Consider the following 19397-nt stretch of genomic DNA (forward strand, 5'->3'; position numbering starts at 1 on the left):
AGATGCAGACGATCTCGGGACGCTGGGCCATGCATTGCTCCCTGTCAGACGAACTCGTGATTCACGAAGGATAGCCATCACCGACGTGGACCAAGAACAAGCCCCTGTCAGCGAGCTGACAGGGGCCACAGGGGTGGAGCTAGTGGGATTCGAACCCGCGACCTCTTCATTGCGAACGAAGCGCGCTACCAACTGCGCCATAGCCCCGTACAGAAAATACTAACAAACACGCGTGGCGGTTTGCCCGCCGATTTTCGTCTACTTCATCACGCTCGCGCTTGCCGGAATGACCGTCGGCCTTAAATATCGTGGTCTTCCACGAATTTCACGATGTGCGCGGCGAACGCGCTCGGCGCGTACGAGAACCAATCCCATTCGGCCTCCGCCACCACGGTGTGCTCCCAGCCAAGCGCCTTCAGCTCGTCGGCGCCCGTCCGCCCCGCCCTGTCACGTTCGCCGACGACGACGCGGCGAGGCACGCTCACATTCCCCGCGGCCTCGCGCAGGTCAACTCCCTTGAGCGCGCCGAGCAGATCATTCGACTGCTCGTGGGTGGCAGCGTTAGCTACTTCGCGATGGAGCCGAATACCTGCTTTCATCTTGAAAATATCCCGCCCGCCCACGTGGAGTCGCGGGCCGCTAAGGAAGATGCCCGCGGTGCGGCCCGAATGCTCAAGCGCGTAGCGGATGGCCGGTATCGCCCCGACGCCCTCGGCCACGATCACAGCTGGATCGAGGACCTCGAGGTGGGCCAGATCGCGGTTAATCTGCGTGACCATCGAATCGCGATGATCTTTAGGCTCCGCGCCCACGCGGGCGACGGTAAACAAATCTGGCGCAACCACGGCCCAGTGAGCGGGAAGGTGGTCGGAGACGCCACGCCACGCCACCGGGCGCCTCGTGTGTCCGTGCACGAATGCAACAGCAGTCATTATGCGCGGCGACGATCCAGAAGTGCGTCGAGGGTGGAGCCGCCGCCAAGCACGTCAGAGCGCAGCTCTTCGGCGCCGGTCATGCCCGGTGCGGGGTTTGCGGCTTCGAGCGGCTCGGGGCCAATTCGCTCGCCGACCTGACTCGGACGATACGGAACCTCTGCCTCGGGGGCTTCGGGGGCAACGTAGGGCTTAATCGAGCGACGCTGAATCGTGGGCTTGAGCGTGTAGGACGGAGCCTCGGAGCGATCGCGCGGCTGCTCGAATAGGCGAGGGCTCTCCTGTGCCGGAGCGTCCTGGACGACCCGTTCAACTCGCGGAGTCGGAGACGCCACCGCTACGGCCTCGCTCGTCTCTTCGACACGTTCCGCCTCTGCGGACGTCGCACGCTTCTTGGCCACATTCTTAGCCGGAGCCTGCGGGCGCGCCGGGATGTCGGCGTCGTTCTTCGTGCGTGCCACGAGCTTGCGCTGGTAATCGCGGCCAGATCGCAGTGCGTGGTTGGCGCGCGAAATGCGCTCGGTGTCTTCATGGTTGAGGCGGCCCCAGCTCGAGACCACCGCGCCGAGGCCAACGAGGTACAGTCCGCCAAGTGCGGTCGAGGCGATTGCGATGCCCGTGGGCAGCGACGTCGCGCCAGCCAGAATCCACAAAATCACCGTCAACCCGACGAAGACGGCCGCACCGAACAGGGCGCGTTGCTGAGCCGCCTCTCGCTGGGCAATTCGGGCGCGAGCACGTGAACGATCACGCGCAATGGCACGCATCTTCGTTGCGTTAGGGCCGCGCTGTTCGCGCTTGCCGGTCGGTGTGCTCATAATTCGCTCCGTCGTAAAAATTCTTCCGTTGTCGCCGCTTGCCTGCCTGAGTGTTCGTTCGGTGATGATCCGCAGCTCGTCTGCGTACCGTTCACCGATCGGCGCGTCCGCGAGGACGGCTCGGTTACGGGCGATGTGTGGAACGACGTATGCCAAGAGGAACAACGCTCCTACGGCAAGTACCGCCCCCTCAATACCCATATATCCACGTTATGTTGATGGCCCGGATTTGCCAGCTAACTCGCCGAGGCGTGTTGCTTGGGTGCCCTGAAAAATGCGATTTTTACGTGTCAAATTCGGGCATTAGCCACAGCAGAAACACCGGTCACACGTGAGGATGGCAACGTGGGGTCGGCGATCGCCGCGCCCTACGCGTTGAGGATGATGCACTCGAGCGTATCGCCCACCTGAACGGCGCGTTGATCCTCGGGCACGATCGCCAGGCAGTTAGCTTGCGCGAGGGCCGTGAGCAGCGGGCGCGCGGTGTCGCCGAGCGGCTCCACCCCGTACCCCTCGTGCGGGTTTCCGACCACGCGGGCGCGCACGAACTCGCGTGTATTCATCGGGGACTCCCACGCTTTGTCGACGACGGCGTTGATCGACCTGCGATGAATGTTCGAGTATCCAGCCATCTGCCTGAGCGCCGGGCGGATGAAGACCTCAAAGGCGGTCATGGCGGCAACCGGGGAGCCCGGCAGGCAAAACACCGTGGTCTCCTCCTCGAGCTTGCCCACGCCCAGCTGGCGGCCCGGCGCCATCGCAACGTTGTCGAACCGCACGGTTCCCAGTGGCGAGAGCACTTCCTTGAGCGTATCGCCGCCGCCGTAGGACAGGCCGCCGGTGGTGATAATGATGTCCGCGCGCACGAGCTGATCCTCGAGGAGTTCGCGCAACTCGCGCTTGTCATCGGTCACGGCACCGACCCGGAAGACCTCTCCCCCGGCGTCGCGAACGGCGGTGGCGAGCGCGTGGGAGTTAGCGTCGTAGATCTTGCCGACGGTCGCGGGCATGCCCGGCTCCTGAAGCTCGTCGCCGATCGCCATAATGACCACGCGCGGCGACGGGTGGACCATGACCGTCGAGTGGCCGGCCGATGCGAGGACGGCGATCTGGCGCGATCCGATTCGCACGCCTGCGCGAAGAAGGACGTCACCGGCAGCGAAATCCTCGGCGCGATGGCGCACATTGTCGTCGTCGCCGACTCCCCTGAAAATCTTGACCTCAGCGCGGCCCTGATCCGTGTGCTCAATGGGGATCACGGCCTCCGTTCCTGCCGGAAGGGTTGCTCCCGAGGAAATTCGCACCGTTGCCCCGTCGACCAGCATCGACGGATCGATCGTATCCGCCCGCACTTCTTCGACGACGGGCAGCACCACGGGATCGTCGGCGGAAGCCTGGGCGACGTCGTCGACCCTCACCGCATAGCCATCGCGCGAGGCCAGATCGCCCTGCGGGACGTCCACAAGCGAACGCACGTCCTCGGCGAGAACGCACCCCACGGCGTCGGCAAGCGCAACCGCGAACGACGGCAATGGCTTCGCAACGGCAAGGCACTCATCGAGGTGCTCGGCAACGGATTTCATTAGGCCTCCCTTGGGACTTCGCGCCCAGTTTACCGGAGAGCGTATCGCAAACATTGCTCATCGGATACGTGAAAGAATGAGGCCATGTCCATCTCATCGTTGAGTATTCCCGATATCTCCCGCATGGAGGTTGAGGAAGGCAAGCAGGTCCTCCGCTCTACGATTCGGGCTCACCGCAAGCAGCGTGGTAAGCGGATGCTTGAAAATTACTCGAAAGACTGGGCGGAGACTGTGTTGCAATTCGTGGGCGATCGTGAATTGGTCGCCTGCTACGTGTCTGTCAATAAAGAGCCGCCCACGCGTGAGGTCGTCGAGGCGCTGTGCAAGGCCGGAAAGCGCGTGCTGTTGCCGAAGCTTGGACCCGGCCTGACGCGGGCGTGGGGCTTTTACACCGTGGGCGACAAGCTCGTGGAAATGGCCCCCGGGCGCCCGCCAGAACCGCCGGGCGAGGCACTCGATCCCGCGATCTTGGCCGACGTCGAAGCGCTTGTGATTCCTGCGCTGGCTCTTTCGCAGCGCGGTGCGCGGCTTGGTCAGGGCGGCGGCTGGTATGACCGCGCGCTGAAGAAGGTCGGCCCGAACGCGCTTGTTGGCGCCATGATCTATCCCGAGGAGTTGCTCGTCGAGCACATTCCTCAGGACGAAATGGACGTCTCGGTTCCCTATGCCATCCACCCGACGGCGATTGTGCGGACGAGCGCAGCCGACGAATCTTTTCCACAGTTCGGATAGCGCGCCCTTCATCCACATTTGGGCACTCGGCCGAAACGTGAGCCGGCTCGATTGAGCATAATCACGGTATGGCCCACTCCCACCGACCCTCACCGTCCTCATCGAAGACAGCGCGATCGTCACCGATCCGTGCCCTTTTGTGGCGATGGCGCTGGGTGGGAGTGGCCATCTTCGCCGTTCTGGCGATTCAAGCTCTCGCGCCGGTGTCGGCTGAGGCGCCGTCCGTGCCCGTTGTTGTGACAACTCGCGACGTGGCGAGCGGAGAGCTTCTCGAGTCGGGCGACTTGGCGGTGCGCTATATTTCCGACGAGATCCCCGGCGCGGTTGCGAGCGTTGATGATGCCACAGGTGAATACCTCGTGGGCCCGCTAGTCGAGGGTGCGCCCGTGCTCGCCAGCCACCTACTTACCTCGGAGTTCTTGGAGAACTCCCCCGAGGGCACTGTGATCGCGCCGCTCGCGATCGTCGATGCCGGAGGCATCACGCTCATGCAGCCTGGCGTGGAGGTTGATTTGTACGCGATGCCAGACGAATTCTCTGACACCACCGATGCGCAACTGCTGGTGAAGGGTGTGCGGGTGGCCGGTATTGCCACGGATAAGGGCGCCTCGGGTCTGCTTGCGACGACCGAGGACACCCACGTCTTCTACCTCGAGATCCCCGAGGCCTCGATCGAACGGGTGCTTGGCGCGGGGTCCCGCGCTCCGCTGCACGCCGTGCTCTCCGGGCCGCGCACTGGCGACTAGCTCGGGTTACAGGTTGCCGAAATGGGGTGGCACGTCATTCAGGATCTCGCGGTCTCGCGGGGACATGCGACCCGTCCGTTTCGACGGCTCGGCGCCACTGCCCTTGTGATCGCCTGGCTGACGGTCCGCCGCGTGGAGAACCTCCTCCGCAGAGCCGAATTCGCCCGTTTTGATCCGCTCGGCGTCCACTTCGGAGAGCATCACGACTCGTCGCGACCCCTTCCGGCGCACCGGCTTGCCGACGGAGCGTACCGCGGCATCCACCGCCTCCTCGGTTACTGGGTTGGCCTCGGCTACTGGCTCAGCCTCGCCGTCCGGCGTCGGGGCGTGATCTTTATCGGTCAAAGTCGTCCTCAAACAACGGATCGTCGTCGCCGAGTTCCAGGCCGTCGTCACTCTCGTCAACGATCTCGTAGTCCACCTCGGTGGCCAGCGGCTCGTCGTCCGCAATATCCACGACCTCGGGGGCGGCATCAACGTCAGCGGCATCCGGCTCATCGCCGTCTGGCTCTACGAGCTCTTCGCTCGGCGCCTCGCCATCGGCAATCGCCTCGCCATCGGCAATCGGCTCGCCATCGGCAATCGGCTCGCTCTCGGCAATCGGCTCGCTCTCGGCTATCGGCTCGCTCTCGTGCGCCTCTTGCTCGGGGAGCTCCTCAACGTGCTCGACGTGATCCCCCTCAGGCTCGAGTTCAGACTCGAGCTCGGCCTCGCGTTCAGCGGCGGTATCTATTTCGGCGGCAACGCCAATCAGGCCAGAGCGGCGCGCCACGTTACGCAAGATGACGTCCACCTGCTCGCCGCGACGCTCGATTCCAAGCTCGGCGCGCAACTCACTCACGAGCTCGTCCTCGCCGCGAACCTTGCCGTCGGAGGCGATCCACTCGATCATGTCATCGAGCTGATCGTCGGTGTACGCTGCGAGGCTCAGGCCGGGAACGACCTCCGGCCTGACGCCGCGAATCCGCGGGGCGTCGTCGGGATTATCCACGGCAGGGTTTTGGCGATCGATCTCGGTGGTATCCCACCCCTGCACCAGCTCCACCCCGTTCTCGGTCAGAGTCGGCACGCGAACCTGAGCGGGCTCCTCGGGGAAACGCTCTTTCAGCAGCTTCTCGATGCCGGCCACCTGACCGTCCGGGTCGATAAAGAGCGAGCTCGAGAACGTCTGGAATACGGACCACCCGCGTGATTCCAGCGCGGTGACCCAGAACCGATCCCTGCGGCGCAAGGATGGCTCATTGACGTACACCTCGTCGTCGACCATCACGGCAACCACATAGTCGTTGTCTCGGCCAACCACCAGCGCAATGCGCGGGGAATCCTCGTACCCATACGAGGCGCGGGTGGACCAGCCACGATCGTGGAGGCGGTTGGCGACGTCGGCAAGAAGCGGCGCAACGTCGTCGTCGGCGATAACGTGCTGAACCTCGGAACCGCCCGCTTCCTCAATGAGGCGCGAGAGCATGCGCGGGCCCGGTGTGGAGACGCGGTTGACGTCGATGTCGCCGGGGCCGAGTGCGGAGATGATCGTCAGGTCCGAGCCAGCTGCGGCGATCGCGTCGATGAGCCCCGCGAGGCCCTCGGGGGTCGCGAGCGCACCGAAAGTGTGCAGGACGCGGCCGTGGACGGTCTTGCCGTATCCGACTGACAGGATCACGTGGTCGCGCTTGAGGCCGGCGGCGCGCGTGATGTCAGTGATGGTGAAGCGCTGAAGATTCTCGATGTCGCTCGAGTTCGCGGCCGCAATGGCCTCGCGGATGCGGTGCGCGTGGGTGACGGACAGTGTGACGACGGCGAGCGTTTCGTCGGGTCGGCTGATCGCGTGGTCGATCACGGCATCCACGACGGCGTCGACTTCCACCTGCGTCGATTCCACGGCGCCCTCGCCGGACGTGCCCGGCACACCGCGGCCATCCACATAGATCAGGCGCGATTCGCGCGCGGCCTGAACGCTCGGGACGGCGTGAAGGTCGTATCCGATCTCCTTGAGCGCAAACGTCGATAGCGCATCATGCTCGGCCTGGTAGGTCGGCAGTTCGGCAACTGGCAACACGTCTTTAAAGACGCTCATCGCTTCGCTGCCCGGCCGCTTCAAATCGCCGACCACGACAGCCTGGCGCCCGCGCATCATCGGCGAGACGAGGGCGGCAACGGAGTCGACGGCTTCGACGAGCACGAGATCAGCCCACGGCATCGGCGGGATGAACTCGGCCAGCACTGTGGGCGGAACGATCCACACCGGGCGGGAAGTCTGGACGAGCCGCGAGTACGTCGCGATCGCATCGCGCAACCCTCCGGTTCCCTCCTCGGCCAAGGTCTCATCGAGCTTGAGCGTGTCCTGGCGCCGCGACTGCATAACCGAGCGTGAGTTGTTGACGACGGCGCGCAGCACCGGCCCGGACAGGCTCTGCGTGTGCTGGCGATCGAGGGTGCGCAGGTTGTTCAGGGCCTCCGTGAGGTCGCGCGGGCCGAGGCTGGCTAGAGTCGGAGACTTGCCGATCATCTGCTCAAACACGGCCGATGTGTAGGCGAGATCGAGCTCGTCCGCGATGCTCTCGGCCGGAACGTCACGTTCCACCATGTCGTCGAGGAATTCACCGAATCCGTGCTCGCGCAAGGACCTGAGTGTTGCATTGCGCTCGGGCAACGTGGACATGTGGTCCGCATCGGCCACGAGCGCCGCGAGGCGAGCCTGCAGCTCCTCGAAATCCATGTCGAAGAACGCCTCACCGCCCAGATGTCCCATGAGGGATTCGAGATCGCGCTGGACCTCCTCGCGGGTAGCCCGGATCTGCGGCATGCCATCGGGGAGGGTCGGCCAGCCACCGTCAGGCGAGTACCGGCGCCAAATCTCGCGGCGCTTTTGCACCTTGAGTAGTTCTTCGTGGAGGTTTGCCGTGGATTCGCCCGGACGCACGAGGTCGAGGGCCTGCTTCTTATAACGACGACGATCGGACAGCTTCATCGCGTGACCGTGCGAGTCACGCCATTCCTTCGGCGCGGAGGCGATCGCCATGTTCATCGGTGATGTTTCGAAGACGCGTGGCACGAAGGTGTCGAGTGAGTCAGCGATGCCATCGAGCACGTCAATCTGCTCGAACCACTGAGCGAGAGTGGTGGGCTGCTTCATCGACGTCTCCCCCGCCGAGCGCGAAGATTGGCTGATCGCAGCTGGCACAGTGATGTCGTTGAGGCGGCGAACCTCGTCGAGTGCTTCGGTTCCCGCGGACGCATCAGCGATGGTCGAGTTCGCCCACGCCGACCGAGAGATGCCCGGATCGAAGGCGCCGAGTTCGGCCGCGCGGTCAAAGTCCGCGTTCACCGATTCGAAGCCCACGTCCTTCATCGTCTCGACGGCGTCCTCGCCGAGCCGCACGCGAGTTTGCGGCGGATTATCCTCGGCCATGAGGCTTGCGAGCTTCTCCAGGAGCTCGTGGACGGAGGTCTCCCATTCGGGGTCCTCGCGGTGAAGATCGTCCATGAACGACTCGAGCGTACGGCGCACGGACACAAGATTCGAGCGAATATCCAGCGTTTCGTCCGTCGGCAATTCTGGCCGCTCAAGGCGCAAGCCGGTACGGATGCGCTGCGAGACCGCGTCAACATCGGAGAAATCAAGCACGAGATCGCCCAGACCCAGCGCTTCGAGCTCGTCGATGAGCTGGCGGCCAGACGAGAGGCGCGCTGGCACCACGAGGATTGACCTGTTCGACGCCGCGGCGTCCGCACAAATCGACGCCATTGTCTCGGTGCGCCGGGACCCCGGCGGGCAGTCGACGACGATCGAGCGGCCCGAGGCCACAGCCTCGACGGCGTTGAGCTCGTCCACATCCAGATCTCCGGCGCCGCGCTCGACCTCGGGAGCGCGATCTTCTTCGCCGCCCGGAGGAAGCGGAGCGGCCGAAAGCTTGCGAGTTTCTTCGTCGCCGGCCAGCGCCATCATGATGCCCGAGGTGCGAATGTAGGGCTCCATCGCCTCCAAGTCCGAGAGCATCGTGCGCTCCGGGCGCTCGAAGCAACCGAGATACGCCACGAACTCGGAGGTAAATCCTGGCAGGTACATGCGGCCGAACGTCACCACGATCTCGAACAGCTCGTCGATGTCGTTTGTGCTCTGTGCGGCCTGCCGGATGTGGGACAGGTGGTCGGCCGTTGCGCCGTTCTCGCGCAGCGCGCGCAAGAAGGCGGGGTTGATCTCGGTTCGCTTCATTTGGCGCACGACCGCGTCGCCATCGTCACCGAACTTCAAGGTGACAGCACGGAACAGCGCGTACTCGTGCACCTCGGTGGCCTCGCGCAGGGTCTCGGCCTCGGCTGGTTCGGCGTGCTCGGCTGGTTCGGCCTGCTCAACCGATTCAGCCTGCTCCGCCGCCTCGGCTGACGTGCCGGGCTCAACCGATTCGGCCTGCTCGGCTGGCTGATCGGCCTCGTCGTCGTCGACCATCGGGAACTCGCCCGTCATTTCAGGCGAGTCAACGTGAACTGGCGGCTGGTCCGTCGTCGTCGATGGAGGAAGTTCGCTCCACGTCAGCTGACCGACGGCAAGCGACACGGGCGCATGGCCGTAGAGCTCGGAAATACGCTGTGTGGTGCCCTTGAGACGCTGAAGATTGTTCATCGCGCGCTGCTGCGCGAAGCGTTCGCGTATGAGCGAGGTGATGCGCACCGGTGAGCCGGAAGAAAACAGTGCGGATCCCGTTGGGTGAGGATGGGTAAGATCGACGATCCCACTGCCGTCGTCGTTGGTCGCTTCGTCCGCCTGCTGCGCGCGCGACGCAAGCTCCTCGTGCCAACGCGTGTACGAATCCTCGATCAGTTCCTCGCGCGAGCGGGTGCGCTCGGGGGCGGGAACACTCTGCGCGGGCGACTCAGCCGAGACCGCCGAGTCGGGAGAATTCCCCGGCGTATCGGCGCTCGGAGCGGACTCCTCGGGTGTCACATCCGGGGAGTCAGCCGAGATCGGCTGCTGGGACTTTTTTCTGCGTCTAAAGAAAGGGCTCACGCGTCCACCGTACCGAGAACGGGTTCACAGACGGTGCAAGCGCGCCGAAAAACACGCGTATCGCGAAATCGGCAGGCGGGCGTTAAGCCGAGATGTCGGCGTCGGCGTGCTCCTCACACAGCACGCGCTCCCCGCAGTTTTCGCACGTCACAAGGCGAGCCCGGCAGCTGGGTTCATCGCAGTTGTGAAGGAGGGAGGTCGGGGCTGCGCACTTGTGGCAGCGGCCGATCACCTCGGGATCCTCGCCAAAATCCATCACCTCGCGGCCGTCGAACACCGTCAGCGCGCCCCGCCAGCGGCCCTTGTTCCCGTACTTTTCCGCGTAGCGCACGATGCCGCCGTCGAGCTGCATGACGTTGGTAAAACCGCGGTTCTTCATGACGGAGGTGAGCACCTCGCACCTGATTCCGCCCGTGCAGTAGGTGAGGATCGGGGTGTCCTTCAGGTGGTCGTAGGTGCCGGAGTCGAGGAGTTTGATGAAATCGTGGGTGGTGTTTGTGGGCGGGACGATCGCTCCGTCGAACCGGCCGACCTCCGCCTCGATCGCGTTTCGGCCGTCGAAAAACACGAGGTCCGGATTCTCTTCGATCACGTTCTCGACGTCTTCTGGCTTGACGTGCCGGCCGCCGTCGATCACCCCGTTGCGATCAACCTTAAGCTCATCGGCCGCGCCGAAAGCCACGATCTCCTTGCGGACCTTCACCGAGAGCCGCGGGAAGTCGAGCGAGTGCCCGTTCTCGTCTATGCCCGTGCCCTCGGAAATCTTCCACTCGATGTTGCGGAATGGTTCGTATTCCTTGGTGGCCTTTTGGTATGCCTTCACAGCCTTCAGCTCACCGCCGACGGTTCCGTTGATGCCGTGCTCGGAAATGAGGATGCGGCCACGTAACCCGAGCCGCTCGCACAGATTCCACTGCCACAGGCGCACGGCCTGCGGGTCCGCAATCGGCGTGAAGAGGTAGTACAACAGGATGCGAGTTTGAGCCACGGTAGTTCCTTCGAGATCGACTACGACGATCTTACAGCCACCACTTCTCCGGCGGCGGCCACGACCTCGCCTCGATAAATGACCGTTCGCCCAGCGGGCCCGCGGACGTCACCGTTTCGCCCTCGAGCAGGACGAAATCGCCGGGGTCTCCGGCATTGAATCCGGGGCGATCCGTGGCGGATGCGAGGCGCGCCAGGGACGGATCGATAATCGTCGCACCGCCCCAGGTGGCGATCGCCGCGGCGAGTTCAATGTGGGAGTCGTGGCGCAGATGGTGGGTGAATGCGAGTTGCCACGTGCGGCTGAGCATGTCGCAGTCGCCGTATGGGCTCCAGTAGTCGCGCTGGCCATCCTCGCCAAGTCCAATGCGGATGCCCGCCTCCGTGAGCTGCATCAGATTGAACTGCGGGGCGTTCACTGCGGGCGCGATTGAGATCCACGGGATATCGAGCTCAGCCATCTCATCCGTGAGGCGGGCCGACACAGCCGGCGACACCGATCCGAGGTCGTACGAATGAGACAGGTTCACATTGCCCTGCATACCCAGTGCTCGCGTGCGTTCGAAAATCAGTTCGGCGCTGAACACGCCCAGCTCGCCTGGCTCGTGAAGGTGGACGTCCACGCCCACCCGATACTTTTGCGCCAGCCCGAACACGATATCGAGATGACGCGCGGGGTCCCGGTCCAGCTGGCAGGGGTCGATACCACCGACGACGTCGGCGCCGTTCTTGAGCGCCTCCTCAAGGTCCTCCACCGAGCCTTCCTCACGCAACAATCCCGCCTGAGGAAACGCGATGTTCTGCGTGTGCGCATGGTGGGCGAACTTTTCCTTCGCAAAAAGCACGGACTCGAGGCGTTCGAGCTTGCAGTCCGCATCCACCTGCGCATACGTGCGAATGCGCGTTGTGCCCGCGGCGATCATTCGTTCCATGGTCCCCGCCACGATGTCGCGATGCGGGGTCTCGGTGTTCCGCCAGTTCTCGCGGTCGTTCATCATCATTCCCCACACGCCGGGCCGGCCGGTATGGGGACGGAACGGCAAGCCAACGCGAGTTGAATCGAGATGGACGTGCGCATCTGTGAACGAGGGCAAGACGATGCGTCCGTCTCCGTCAATAACGTGCGTGGAAACCTGCTCGCCGTCGCGTTCAGCACCGACTTTCTCAACGACGCCGTCCGCGACGACCACGTCCGTGGTTTCGGCGCCCCACGGTCGAACGTTCTTTATGAGCGTGCGTGTGGTCGATGCCGTCATTTGGTGATGCCACCTAGTGGAGTGGTTCCCGTGTAGCCACGTGCGCGCAGATGGTGCAGGATCCGGTCAAACAGTGCAGGAAGTTCCTGCCCGATCTAGCTAGAACCTGCACCATCTGCATAAGACGTGAATTGTTCACTCAGCCGTCACTTGGTGATGACCCACGTAGCAGTTTCAGGGAAGATGAACGTGGAGAATTCGAATGTGTAGTCTCCGTCGAGTAATTCCGAGCCGTCCGCATACTTGTAGCACAGCGGGCCAGTGAGGCTTTCCCCATCGGGAATGAAAGTATGGCTGATGTCATCGTCAGGTCCAAAGAAAGACGGCTCCATTTCCACCCCATCTGGTCCGGTGACCGTAAAGTCGTGGTGCGAAATGGAAATAGATGCAAACCAGGTGTTTTCTACCGTGACCTCAGCGCACAGGATTGGATAATCCCAGAGGGCATCCACGTCTTCTTCCAGCTTGCCCGTCATCGTGATCGTGGCTTGTTCAGCGACGAGGGGCTCCAGAGCAGTGGGATCAGCAGGAGGATCGGGATCCGGATCCGCGATGTCGATAGAGCTTGGATCTGTAGGGTCTGGATCTGGGTTCGGGTCCGGGCTCGGATTTGGGTCCGGGTCCGGATCTGGGCCAGCACTCGGTTCCACGACAACCGTGGGGTCGCCGCCAGCTACGTCATCGTCGTCGTCATTGAAGACTAAGAAAATGGCAGCAGCAATTCCTCCGACCGTGAGCAACCCTACGATGATCCACAGAATCGGGTTGGCTAACACCGACTTCTTGCCACTTGGCGCGCCGTACGGCTGTGGATAGTTGGGATCATAAAAGGCGTTGCCGCCACCGTACCCATAGCCCTGCTGCGGAGCGCCCTGGCCATACCCTTGGTACTGACCTTGCTGATAGGGGTCGCCCTGCCCGCCATATGCCGGGTCGTTTCCGTACTGCTGATTCCACTGCTGATCGTACTGACCACCTTGCTGACCCTGAGGGTATCCCTGCTGGCCATAGTGGTTATTGGCGTAATTCTGCCCGTCTTGCGGATGTGGTCCTGGTGGCGTGGTTCCCATGGGTATCCAATCGTTAAGGGATACAAGCTATCTCCATTATGAAACCAATTGCGCGCATCTCCAACCCTGTCTCGGTTCTCCGTTCCGCCGCGAATCGGCGCGGTGCCACGGCGTCATAGGGAGGTGACCACTCGTCGCATGTCCGTGTATCGAGCGTGCTTTGCCGTGAAGCCGAGCTTCTCATAGACGGGTCGACCAGCGGGGTGGCATGGCGCAAATGGTGCAGGGCACCCACATGGCAGGGTCGTATGGCGCAAACGGTGCAGGTTCTCCCCAAACGGTGCAGGAAGTTCCTGCCCGGACTGGAAAGAACTTGCCCCGGTTGCGGAAGAGGGCGGGGCGGGGCCGGGTGGCCGGTGGCCAGCGCGGTCGGGGCGTGGAGGCGAGGGCGGGGCGGCCCGAGCACGGCACAAAAAGTGCCCTCGATAGGAATCGAACCTACGACACCGGCTTTAGGAGAGCCGTGCTCTATCCACTGAGCTACGAGGGCATGCTAGTACTAGCCCGTAAAGCCTACCGGATTGACACCCGCGCACGAAAACAGCCCTGAAGCCTCACGCCTCCTGAGATTGCTACTCCTCGGCCACGATGCCCGGCTCGTCCGGGTCGACGTACTGCACCGGCCCCGGGCCGACGTCGTCGCCGAGGCGGACGCGACGCGGCACAACCATCGTCGGGCACGCCGAGTATCCCAGCAGGGTCTGTGAGGTTGATCCAAGCAGGAGCCCGGTGAATCCGCCGCGGCCGCGCGTGCCGAGCACGATGAGATCCGCATCCTCAGATTCCTGGGCGAGGAGGTGTGCGGGGCTGCCCTCCATGGCCACGATCTCAGTCTCGATCTGCCGGCCCTCGTCCACCTCGGCGAGCGCCTTCGCGATCTCGTCTTCCATCTCGTCCAGGTGCTCCTCGCGGAATTCGTGCGCCGGCACCCAACCCGCGGCCGCCGGATTCACGGCCGTGATGATCTTCAGCTTCGCATGCCACCGGTCGGCCTCCCACACGGCGCGCTGCAGCGCCATCTTCGAGTGGCGCGAGCCGTCCACGCCACAGACCACGCGTTCGATCGGAATGTGGCTATCTGGGCTATCAGTAGGCACGACGACGGTCGGGCAGTAGGCGTTCGCAGGCACGGCAGACGAGACTGTGCGCAGCAGCCTGTCGGCCAGGCGGTTGGTGTTCTGGGTACGGCCGCCGACGACGACGAGCGCCACGCGTTTAGAGATCTCGACGAGCACTTCCGTCGGGTCGCCGAACTCGAGAGCGGAGGTGACTTCCACGCCCTGACCCTCCACGGATTCAACTGCCTGATCTACGATCCGCTTCGCCGAGTCGAACAGGTGATTGGCGTTGCCCTGATTCACCTGAAATTCGGGAGTCATGTACTGGGATGGCAGTTCATAGCCACACACAATATGGAGGCGAGCCTCACGTGCTCGCGCTTGAGCATGTGCCCATTCAAGAGCTGCTCCACCCGCTTCGGAACCGTCGATTCCAACCACAACTATGTTTTCGTGCGCCATTGCAACCTCCTCGATATGGTTCCATTCTTTCACCGCGCACGGCCCACCGCTGGTTATTCAGCCAACTGGGGATATGATTCGCCCGCGGGAAGCAGCCGGCTCGCCCCGAGAAGCACCCGGCTCGCCCGCGGGTAGTAGCCGGCACGCCCCGGGGAAGTAGCAGGCTCGCTGCGGGAAACAGCGGGCTCGCCCCCCGGGGAAGCGGCCGGCTCGCCGAGAGGCAACGGCCGGCCGATGCCAGGGCAACAGAAAAGGGACCCTCGCGGGTCCCTTTTCTTTAATGTGTGTGGTGCTCTAAGACTTAGCCAAAGACGCGGATCACGGTCGGGGTTCCGATGTAGGAATCGGGGCCGACGCGAGTGCCCATCGAGGGGTTCCATGCGCCAATGTGCTGACCGCCGCCGATGGAGATACCCACGTGGCCAGGCCAGTAGAGGATATCGCCGGGCTGAGCCTGCGAGTAAGGAACCTGACGGCCAACCGACAGAACCGAGGTGGTGTATCCGCCGATGCTCACGCCGTGCTGGGCGTAGACGTAGCGGACGAAGCCGATGCAGTCCCAGCCTGCCGGGGTGGTGCCACCCCAACGGTAAGGAGCGCCGGCGTATGCAAGTGCCGTGTTCACAACCGAGCTCGAGGAGCCCGAGTATGCAGGTGCCGGTGCGGCGGCCGGTTCAGGAGCCGGAGCTGCGACCTGCTGGACCGTTGCTGCTTCCTGTGCCGGCTCAGCCTGTGCCGGCTCAGCCTGAGCCTGCTGCGCGGGAGCGGCTTCCTGCGTGGTGGTTTCAGCCTGGGTCGGAGCGGGCTGCTCAACGACCTGTTCGACGACCGGAGCCTCAGCTTCGATGACGACCTGTTCCATCTCCCACTCGCCACCGGAAACCGAGTTGAGCTCAATCGAGGTGACCTCGTTGGCTTCAACTGCCGGGGTCTCGAGGGCTACTGCTGCAGCCTTCTGGGGTTCGACATCATCGGTTGGTGAAGCAAATGCAATTGGCGCACCGAGACCCATCAACATTCCTGCTGCGGATGCGGTGGCTGCTGTCGTCATGGTCGACTTCGAGAAAGTCTCACGAGCCTTAACCATTTCGTGACGTCCCGCCATAAAAATTTCTCCGTAATGATACTGAATAAACGATTTGGACCAAGATGAATCAGTGCGATTTCTTGGGCACGTGTATCAGCATAACGGGAGAATAACTTTTTGTCACGATTTGATAACGATGGTGTGCGTCACTGTGACTATTTGACGAAGATTCCCTTGGCAACATCAGCGGAAAGCCGCACAGAATCAGGCCCCTGAGAGATGATTGCGCTATCGGATTCGATAACGTCCACCGTTATCTTAGCCCCTGGCCGCAGTTGTTCATAATCGAGCATGGATAACACGTCCACGTGCAGCTGCGCGGCTTCGGCAATGCGCACGATCTCGTACTGTGCCCCATCGCCGGCCACCCCGACATCCATCACGGAAACGAGCCCCGCCCCGCCGACGTCGGAGATCTGCACCCCATCCATCGACGGAATCGGATTACCAAAAGGATCGGTCTCGGGGTTGTCGAGGAGGACGGCGATCCGGTTCGCAACGTCGTCGGAGACCACGTGCTCCCAGCGGCACGCCTCGTCGTGGATCTGCGCCCAGTCGAGTTTGATGACGTCGTGAAGCAGCCGCTCGGCAAGCCTGTGGCGGCGCATCACGTGGAGTGCGCCCTCGCGCCCGGCGTCGGTCAGAAGAATCTCTCGGTTGGCGGCCATGGTCACTAGGCCGTCGCGCTCCATGCGGCTGACAGTCTCGGAGACCGTGGGTCCGGACTGGCCAAGGCGCTCGACGATGCGGGCTCGCAGCGCGGGCACGCCCTCCTCGTACAGCTCATAGATCGTCTTGAGATACATCTCGGTGGTATCGATCAACTGGCTCACTACAGCACCCCTCCCCTGTCCGTTGCCCATGATATCGGAGTTACCGCGGCCCATAGGCTGGAAATGCACACCTCAACGAGCCGGGCTTTGAGACGATAGGGCCATGGAGAACAACAAGCCCCTCACTTTGCCACCCGACTCACTACCGCGCGATGGACGCTTCGGCTCCGGACCATCGAAGGTGCGCGCGCAGCAGCTGGCGGCGATCCAGAACCCGCCCATGGGCACATCGCACCGGCGGGCGGGCGTGCGCGACGTCGTCGGCGCTATTCAGTCGGGGTTGGCGCAGCTGTTCAACCTGCCGGACGGTTACGAGGTCGTCCTTGGCAACGGCGGTGCGAGCGCTCTGTGGGACGCGATCACGTTCAATCTCGTGGATGAGCGCGCCCAGGCCGCCGTCGTCGGAGAGTTTTCCGGGAAAGCCGCCCGCGCCGTCGAACGGGCCCCGTGGCTCAGCGCGCCGGTCGTGCGCCGCGTGGACTACGGCCAGGTGATCGAGTGCGAGAGCGCACCGGGAATCGACACCTATATATATGCACACAATGAAACATCCACCGGCGCGACGACTCCCCTGAAGCGATTCGGCGACGCCGACGCGCTCACGGTCGTCGATGGCACGTCGATCGCCGGCGGCATCGACTCCGACATCTCGGCCGCCGACTTCTACTACTTCTCCCCGCAAAAGTGCTTCGGCGCCGACGGCGGTCTCTGGCTCGCGTTCGCCTCCCCGGCCGCCCTCGAGCGCATCGAGCGTCTGAGCTCGCAGCGGTGGACGCCGGACTTCCTCAACCTCCAGCTCGCGGTCACCAACTCCCGCAAGGCACAAACGCTGAACACCCCGGCCGTGGCGACGCTCCTCATGATCGAGAACCAGATCGGCTGGATGCTCGGCGAGGGCGGCCTGCCCGCCATGGAGACCCGCACGCGCGCCAGCTCCGGCGCGATCTACGAGTGGGCCGAGGCGCGAGAGTTCGCCAGCCCGTTCATCGCACCCGAGTTCCGATCGCCGGTGGTGTGCACGATTGATTTCGCCGACGACGTTGACGCCGCGGCTATCGCCCAGACGCTTCGCGAATACTCCATCGTGGATATCGAGCCCTACCGCTCGCTGGGCCGCAATCAGCTGCGGATCTCGACTTTCCCTGCGATCGAGACCGACGACGTCGTCCGGCTCCTGGCCGCAATCGATGCGGTGGTCGCCGCTCAGGTGGCATAAAAGGCCACGCAGAATTGGCGGCATAGAAATGGGCGGTGCCGGTCACGCACTCAACCGACACCGCCCGCCATAAAGATTGAACTTATGCGATTCCCAGTGCGCGAGAGATGGGATCCATCAGGAAGTAGAGGACGAACAGGGCGGCCGTCAACCACATAAGCGGGTGGACCTTCGCCGTGCGTCCGACCACGGCCTGCATGAACACATACACGATGAAGCCCACGCCGATGCCCACGGTGATCGAGTAACCGAACGGCATGAAGATGATCGTGATGAAGGCGGGGATGGCGACTGCGAGGTCTTGCCACTCGATGTCCACCACCTGCTGCATCATCATGAAGCCCACAACCACGAGTGCGGGCGCGGCGGCCTGCGAGGGCACCACTGCGAACAGCGGCGCGAGGAACGTGGCGAGCAGGAAGAAGATGCCCGTGAAGATGGCAGAGAGGCCTGTGCGTCCGCCTTCGGCGACGCCGGTGGCCGATTCGACGAAGGAGGTGTTCGAGGAAACGCCGCCCATGCCACCGGCGATGGCTCCCACTGAGTCGATCGCGAGGATGGCCTTGGTCCGCGGCGGGTTGCCGCTCTCGTCAAGCAAATCGCCCTCGGACGCGACGGCGACCATGGTGCCCATCGTGTCGAAGAAGTCGGCGAGCATGACCGAGAAGGCCAGCACGACGACGGCGAGGATGCCCAGCTTTTCAAACGGGCCCGTGATGGAGAACTCGCCAAGCGTGGAGAACTCGGGAATGTTGACCGGCGAGCCGTCGAGCTTCGGCTCGGTGAGACCCCAGCCGCCGACCTTTCCGACGACCTCAATGATGATGGCGAGGATCGTGGAGACGATGATCGACCACAGGATGGCGCCCTTCACGCGGCGCGCCATGAGCGCGATCGTGAGGAACAGGCCAAAGACGAACACGGCGAGCGGCCACGTGGAGATCGAGCCGTTCACGCCGAATACGAGCGGGGTGCCCTCGCCGGCCGAGACGATGCCGGCGTTGACGAGGCCCACGAGCGCGATGAACAGGCCGATGCCCACCGAGATCGCGGTGCGAAGAACCTTGGGCACCGCGCGGAAGATCGCCTCGCGCAGGCCGGTCAGGACGAGGAGGAGGATGACGATACCCTCAATGACGATGACGCCCATGCCATCGGCCCAGGTCATTCCCGGCAGCTGGACGATCGTGTAGGCGATGATCGAGTTCAGGCCGAGCCCTGCCGCGAGCGCAAGCGGGAAGTTGGCCACGGCGCCCATGAGGATCGTCATGAGGCCGGCCACCAGTGCGGTACCGGCGGAGATCGCCGCGATGTTGGGTTCCGTGCCGCCGCCGAGGTAGGCGCCGGTGCTATCGGGGCCGGACAGGATCAGGGGGTTCAGAACGAGGATGTAGACCATCGAGAAGAACGTGACGAGTCCGCCACGGAATTCTTGAGCGACGGTGGTGCCGCGTTCGGTTAGGTGGAATGTGCGGTCGAGCCAGCTCTGTGCGGTGGGCGTGGTCTCGTCATGCTGAGTCTGCGGAACGGTCGCAGTGCCATTTGAATTAGTCACTAATTGAGTTTCACATCGCGAGCGCACTGGTCGCAAGCGACATCTCAGGACGTGGAC

Annotated in this window: 15 protein-coding genes and 2 tRNA genes; 3 read left to right on the forward strand and 14 right to left on the reverse strand. The window is 63.5% G+C overall.

From position 1 onward, the window contains the following. Positions 1–134: 134 nt before the first annotated feature. The 4 genes from ACHFFR_RS06240 to glp form a co-directional block, all read right to left on the reverse strand. A tRNA-Ala gene (locus tag ACHFFR_RS06240) sits at positions 135–207 on the reverse strand. A 92-nt stretch (positions 208–299) separates the two neighbouring features. After that, the gene (locus ACHFFR_RS06245) at positions 300–932 is read right to left on the reverse strand and encodes an alpha/beta fold hydrolase (RefSeq protein ID WP_394263406.1); all 633 of its coding nucleotides are present in this window, start codon (positions 930–932) and stop codon (positions 300–302) included. Next, positions 932–1951, reverse strand: coding sequence for a hypothetical protein (locus ACHFFR_RS06250; RefSeq protein WP_394263407.1), 1020 nt, complete (start codon positions 1949–1951; stop codon positions 932–934). The genes ACHFFR_RS06245 and ACHFFR_RS06250 overlap by 1 nt, the downstream gene beginning before the upstream one ends. Positions 1952–2118: 167 nt before the next feature. Next, positions 2119–3333 (reverse strand): gephyrin-like molybdotransferase Glp, encoded by a 1215-nt coding sequence (gene glp / locus ACHFFR_RS06255; RefSeq protein ID WP_394263408.1) that lies wholly within the window; start codon positions 3331–3333, stop codon positions 2119–2121. A gap of 84 nt (positions 3334–3417) precedes the next feature. On the opposite strand from glp, the gene ACHFFR_RS06260 reads away from it, so the two are divergent. Next, positions 3418–4065, forward strand: a complete 648-nt coding sequence (locus ACHFFR_RS06260) for a 5-formyltetrahydrofolate cyclo-ligase (protein WP_394263409.1) — start codon at positions 3418–3420, stop codon at positions 4063–4065. Positions 4066–4226: 161 nt separating this feature from the next. Further along, positions 4227–4811, forward strand: a complete 585-nt coding sequence (locus ACHFFR_RS06265) for an SAF domain-containing protein (protein WP_394263410.1) — start codon at positions 4227–4229, stop codon at positions 4809–4811. A 6-nt stretch (positions 4812–4817) separates the two neighbouring features. Here the strand turns inward: ACHFFR_RS06265 and ACHFFR_RS06270 are convergent, their stop codons facing one another. The 9 genes from ACHFFR_RS06270 to ACHFFR_RS06310 all read right to left on the reverse strand — a co-directional run bounded on the left by ACHFFR_RS06270 (position 4818) and on the right by ACHFFR_RS06310 (position 16569). After that, positions 4818–5156 carry a hypothetical protein gene (locus ACHFFR_RS06270; protein WP_394263411.1) on the reverse strand — a complete coding sequence of 113 codons (339 nt, stop codon included), beginning with the start codon at positions 5154–5156 and terminating at the stop codon, positions 4818–4820. Then, a complete protein-coding gene (locus ACHFFR_RS06275; RefSeq protein WP_394263412.1) occupies positions 5146–9816 on the reverse strand; it encodes a hypothetical protein in 4671 nt (1556 codons plus the stop codon). Before ACHFFR_RS06275 ends, ACHFFR_RS06270 begins: the two co-directional genes overlap by 11 nt. An 82-nt stretch (positions 9817–9898) precedes the next feature. Further along, entirely contained in the window at positions 9899–10804 is a 906-nt protein-coding gene (locus ACHFFR_RS06280; RefSeq protein WP_394263413.1) for a rhodanese-related sulfurtransferase, read from the reverse strand. 31 nt (positions 10805–10835) lie between these two features. Beyond that, positions 10836–12059, reverse strand: coding sequence for an amidohydrolase family protein (locus ACHFFR_RS06285; RefSeq protein WP_394263414.1), 1224 nt, complete (start codon positions 12057–12059; stop codon positions 10836–10838). 146 nt (positions 12060–12205) lie between these two features. Then, positions 12206–13129 carry a hypothetical protein gene (locus tag ACHFFR_RS06290; protein ID WP_394263415.1) on the reverse strand — a complete coding sequence of 308 codons (924 nt, stop codon included), beginning with the start codon at positions 13127–13129 and terminating at the stop codon, positions 12206–12208. 417 nt (positions 13130–13546) lie between these two features. Next, positions 13547–13619: transfer RNA gene (locus ACHFFR_RS06295), tRNA-Arg, on the reverse strand. A gap of 82 nt (positions 13620–13701) precedes the next feature. Continuing rightward, positions 13702–14649: a universal stress protein gene (locus ACHFFR_RS06300; protein WP_394263416.1), complete on the reverse strand. Its 948-nt coding sequence runs from the start codon at positions 14647–14649 to the stop codon at positions 13702–13704. A 301-nt stretch (positions 14650–14950) separates the two neighbouring features. Further along, positions 14951–15700: a C40 family peptidase gene (locus ACHFFR_RS06305; RefSeq protein ID WP_394263417.1), complete on the reverse strand. Its 750-nt coding sequence runs from the start codon at positions 15698–15700 to the stop codon at positions 14951–14953. Positions 15701–15891: 191 nt separating this feature from the next. Continuing rightward, positions 15892–16569, reverse strand: a complete 678-nt coding sequence (locus ACHFFR_RS06310) for a metal-dependent transcriptional regulator (protein WP_394263418.1) — start codon at positions 16567–16569, stop codon at positions 15892–15894. A 103-nt stretch (positions 16570–16672) separates the two neighbouring features. Here ACHFFR_RS06310 and serC point away from each other — a divergent pair, with 103 nt between their 5' ends. Continuing rightward, positions 16673–17785 (forward strand): phosphoserine transaminase, encoded by a 1113-nt coding sequence (gene serC, locus ACHFFR_RS06315; RefSeq protein ID WP_394263419.1) that lies wholly within the window; start codon positions 16673–16675, stop codon positions 17783–17785. An 82-nt stretch (positions 17786–17867) separates the two neighbouring features. Here serC and ACHFFR_RS06320 read toward each other — a convergent pair whose 3' ends face one another. Continuing rightward, entirely contained in the window at positions 17868–19340 is a 1473-nt protein-coding gene (locus tag ACHFFR_RS06320; protein WP_394263420.1) for an NCS2 family permease, read from the reverse strand. Positions 19341–19397 lie beyond the last annotated feature (57 nt).

It is taken from the genome of Trueperella sp. (assembly GCF_043424875.1).
Classification (GTDB): domain Bacteria; phylum Actinomycetota; class Actinomycetes; order Actinomycetales; family Actinomycetaceae; genus Trueperella.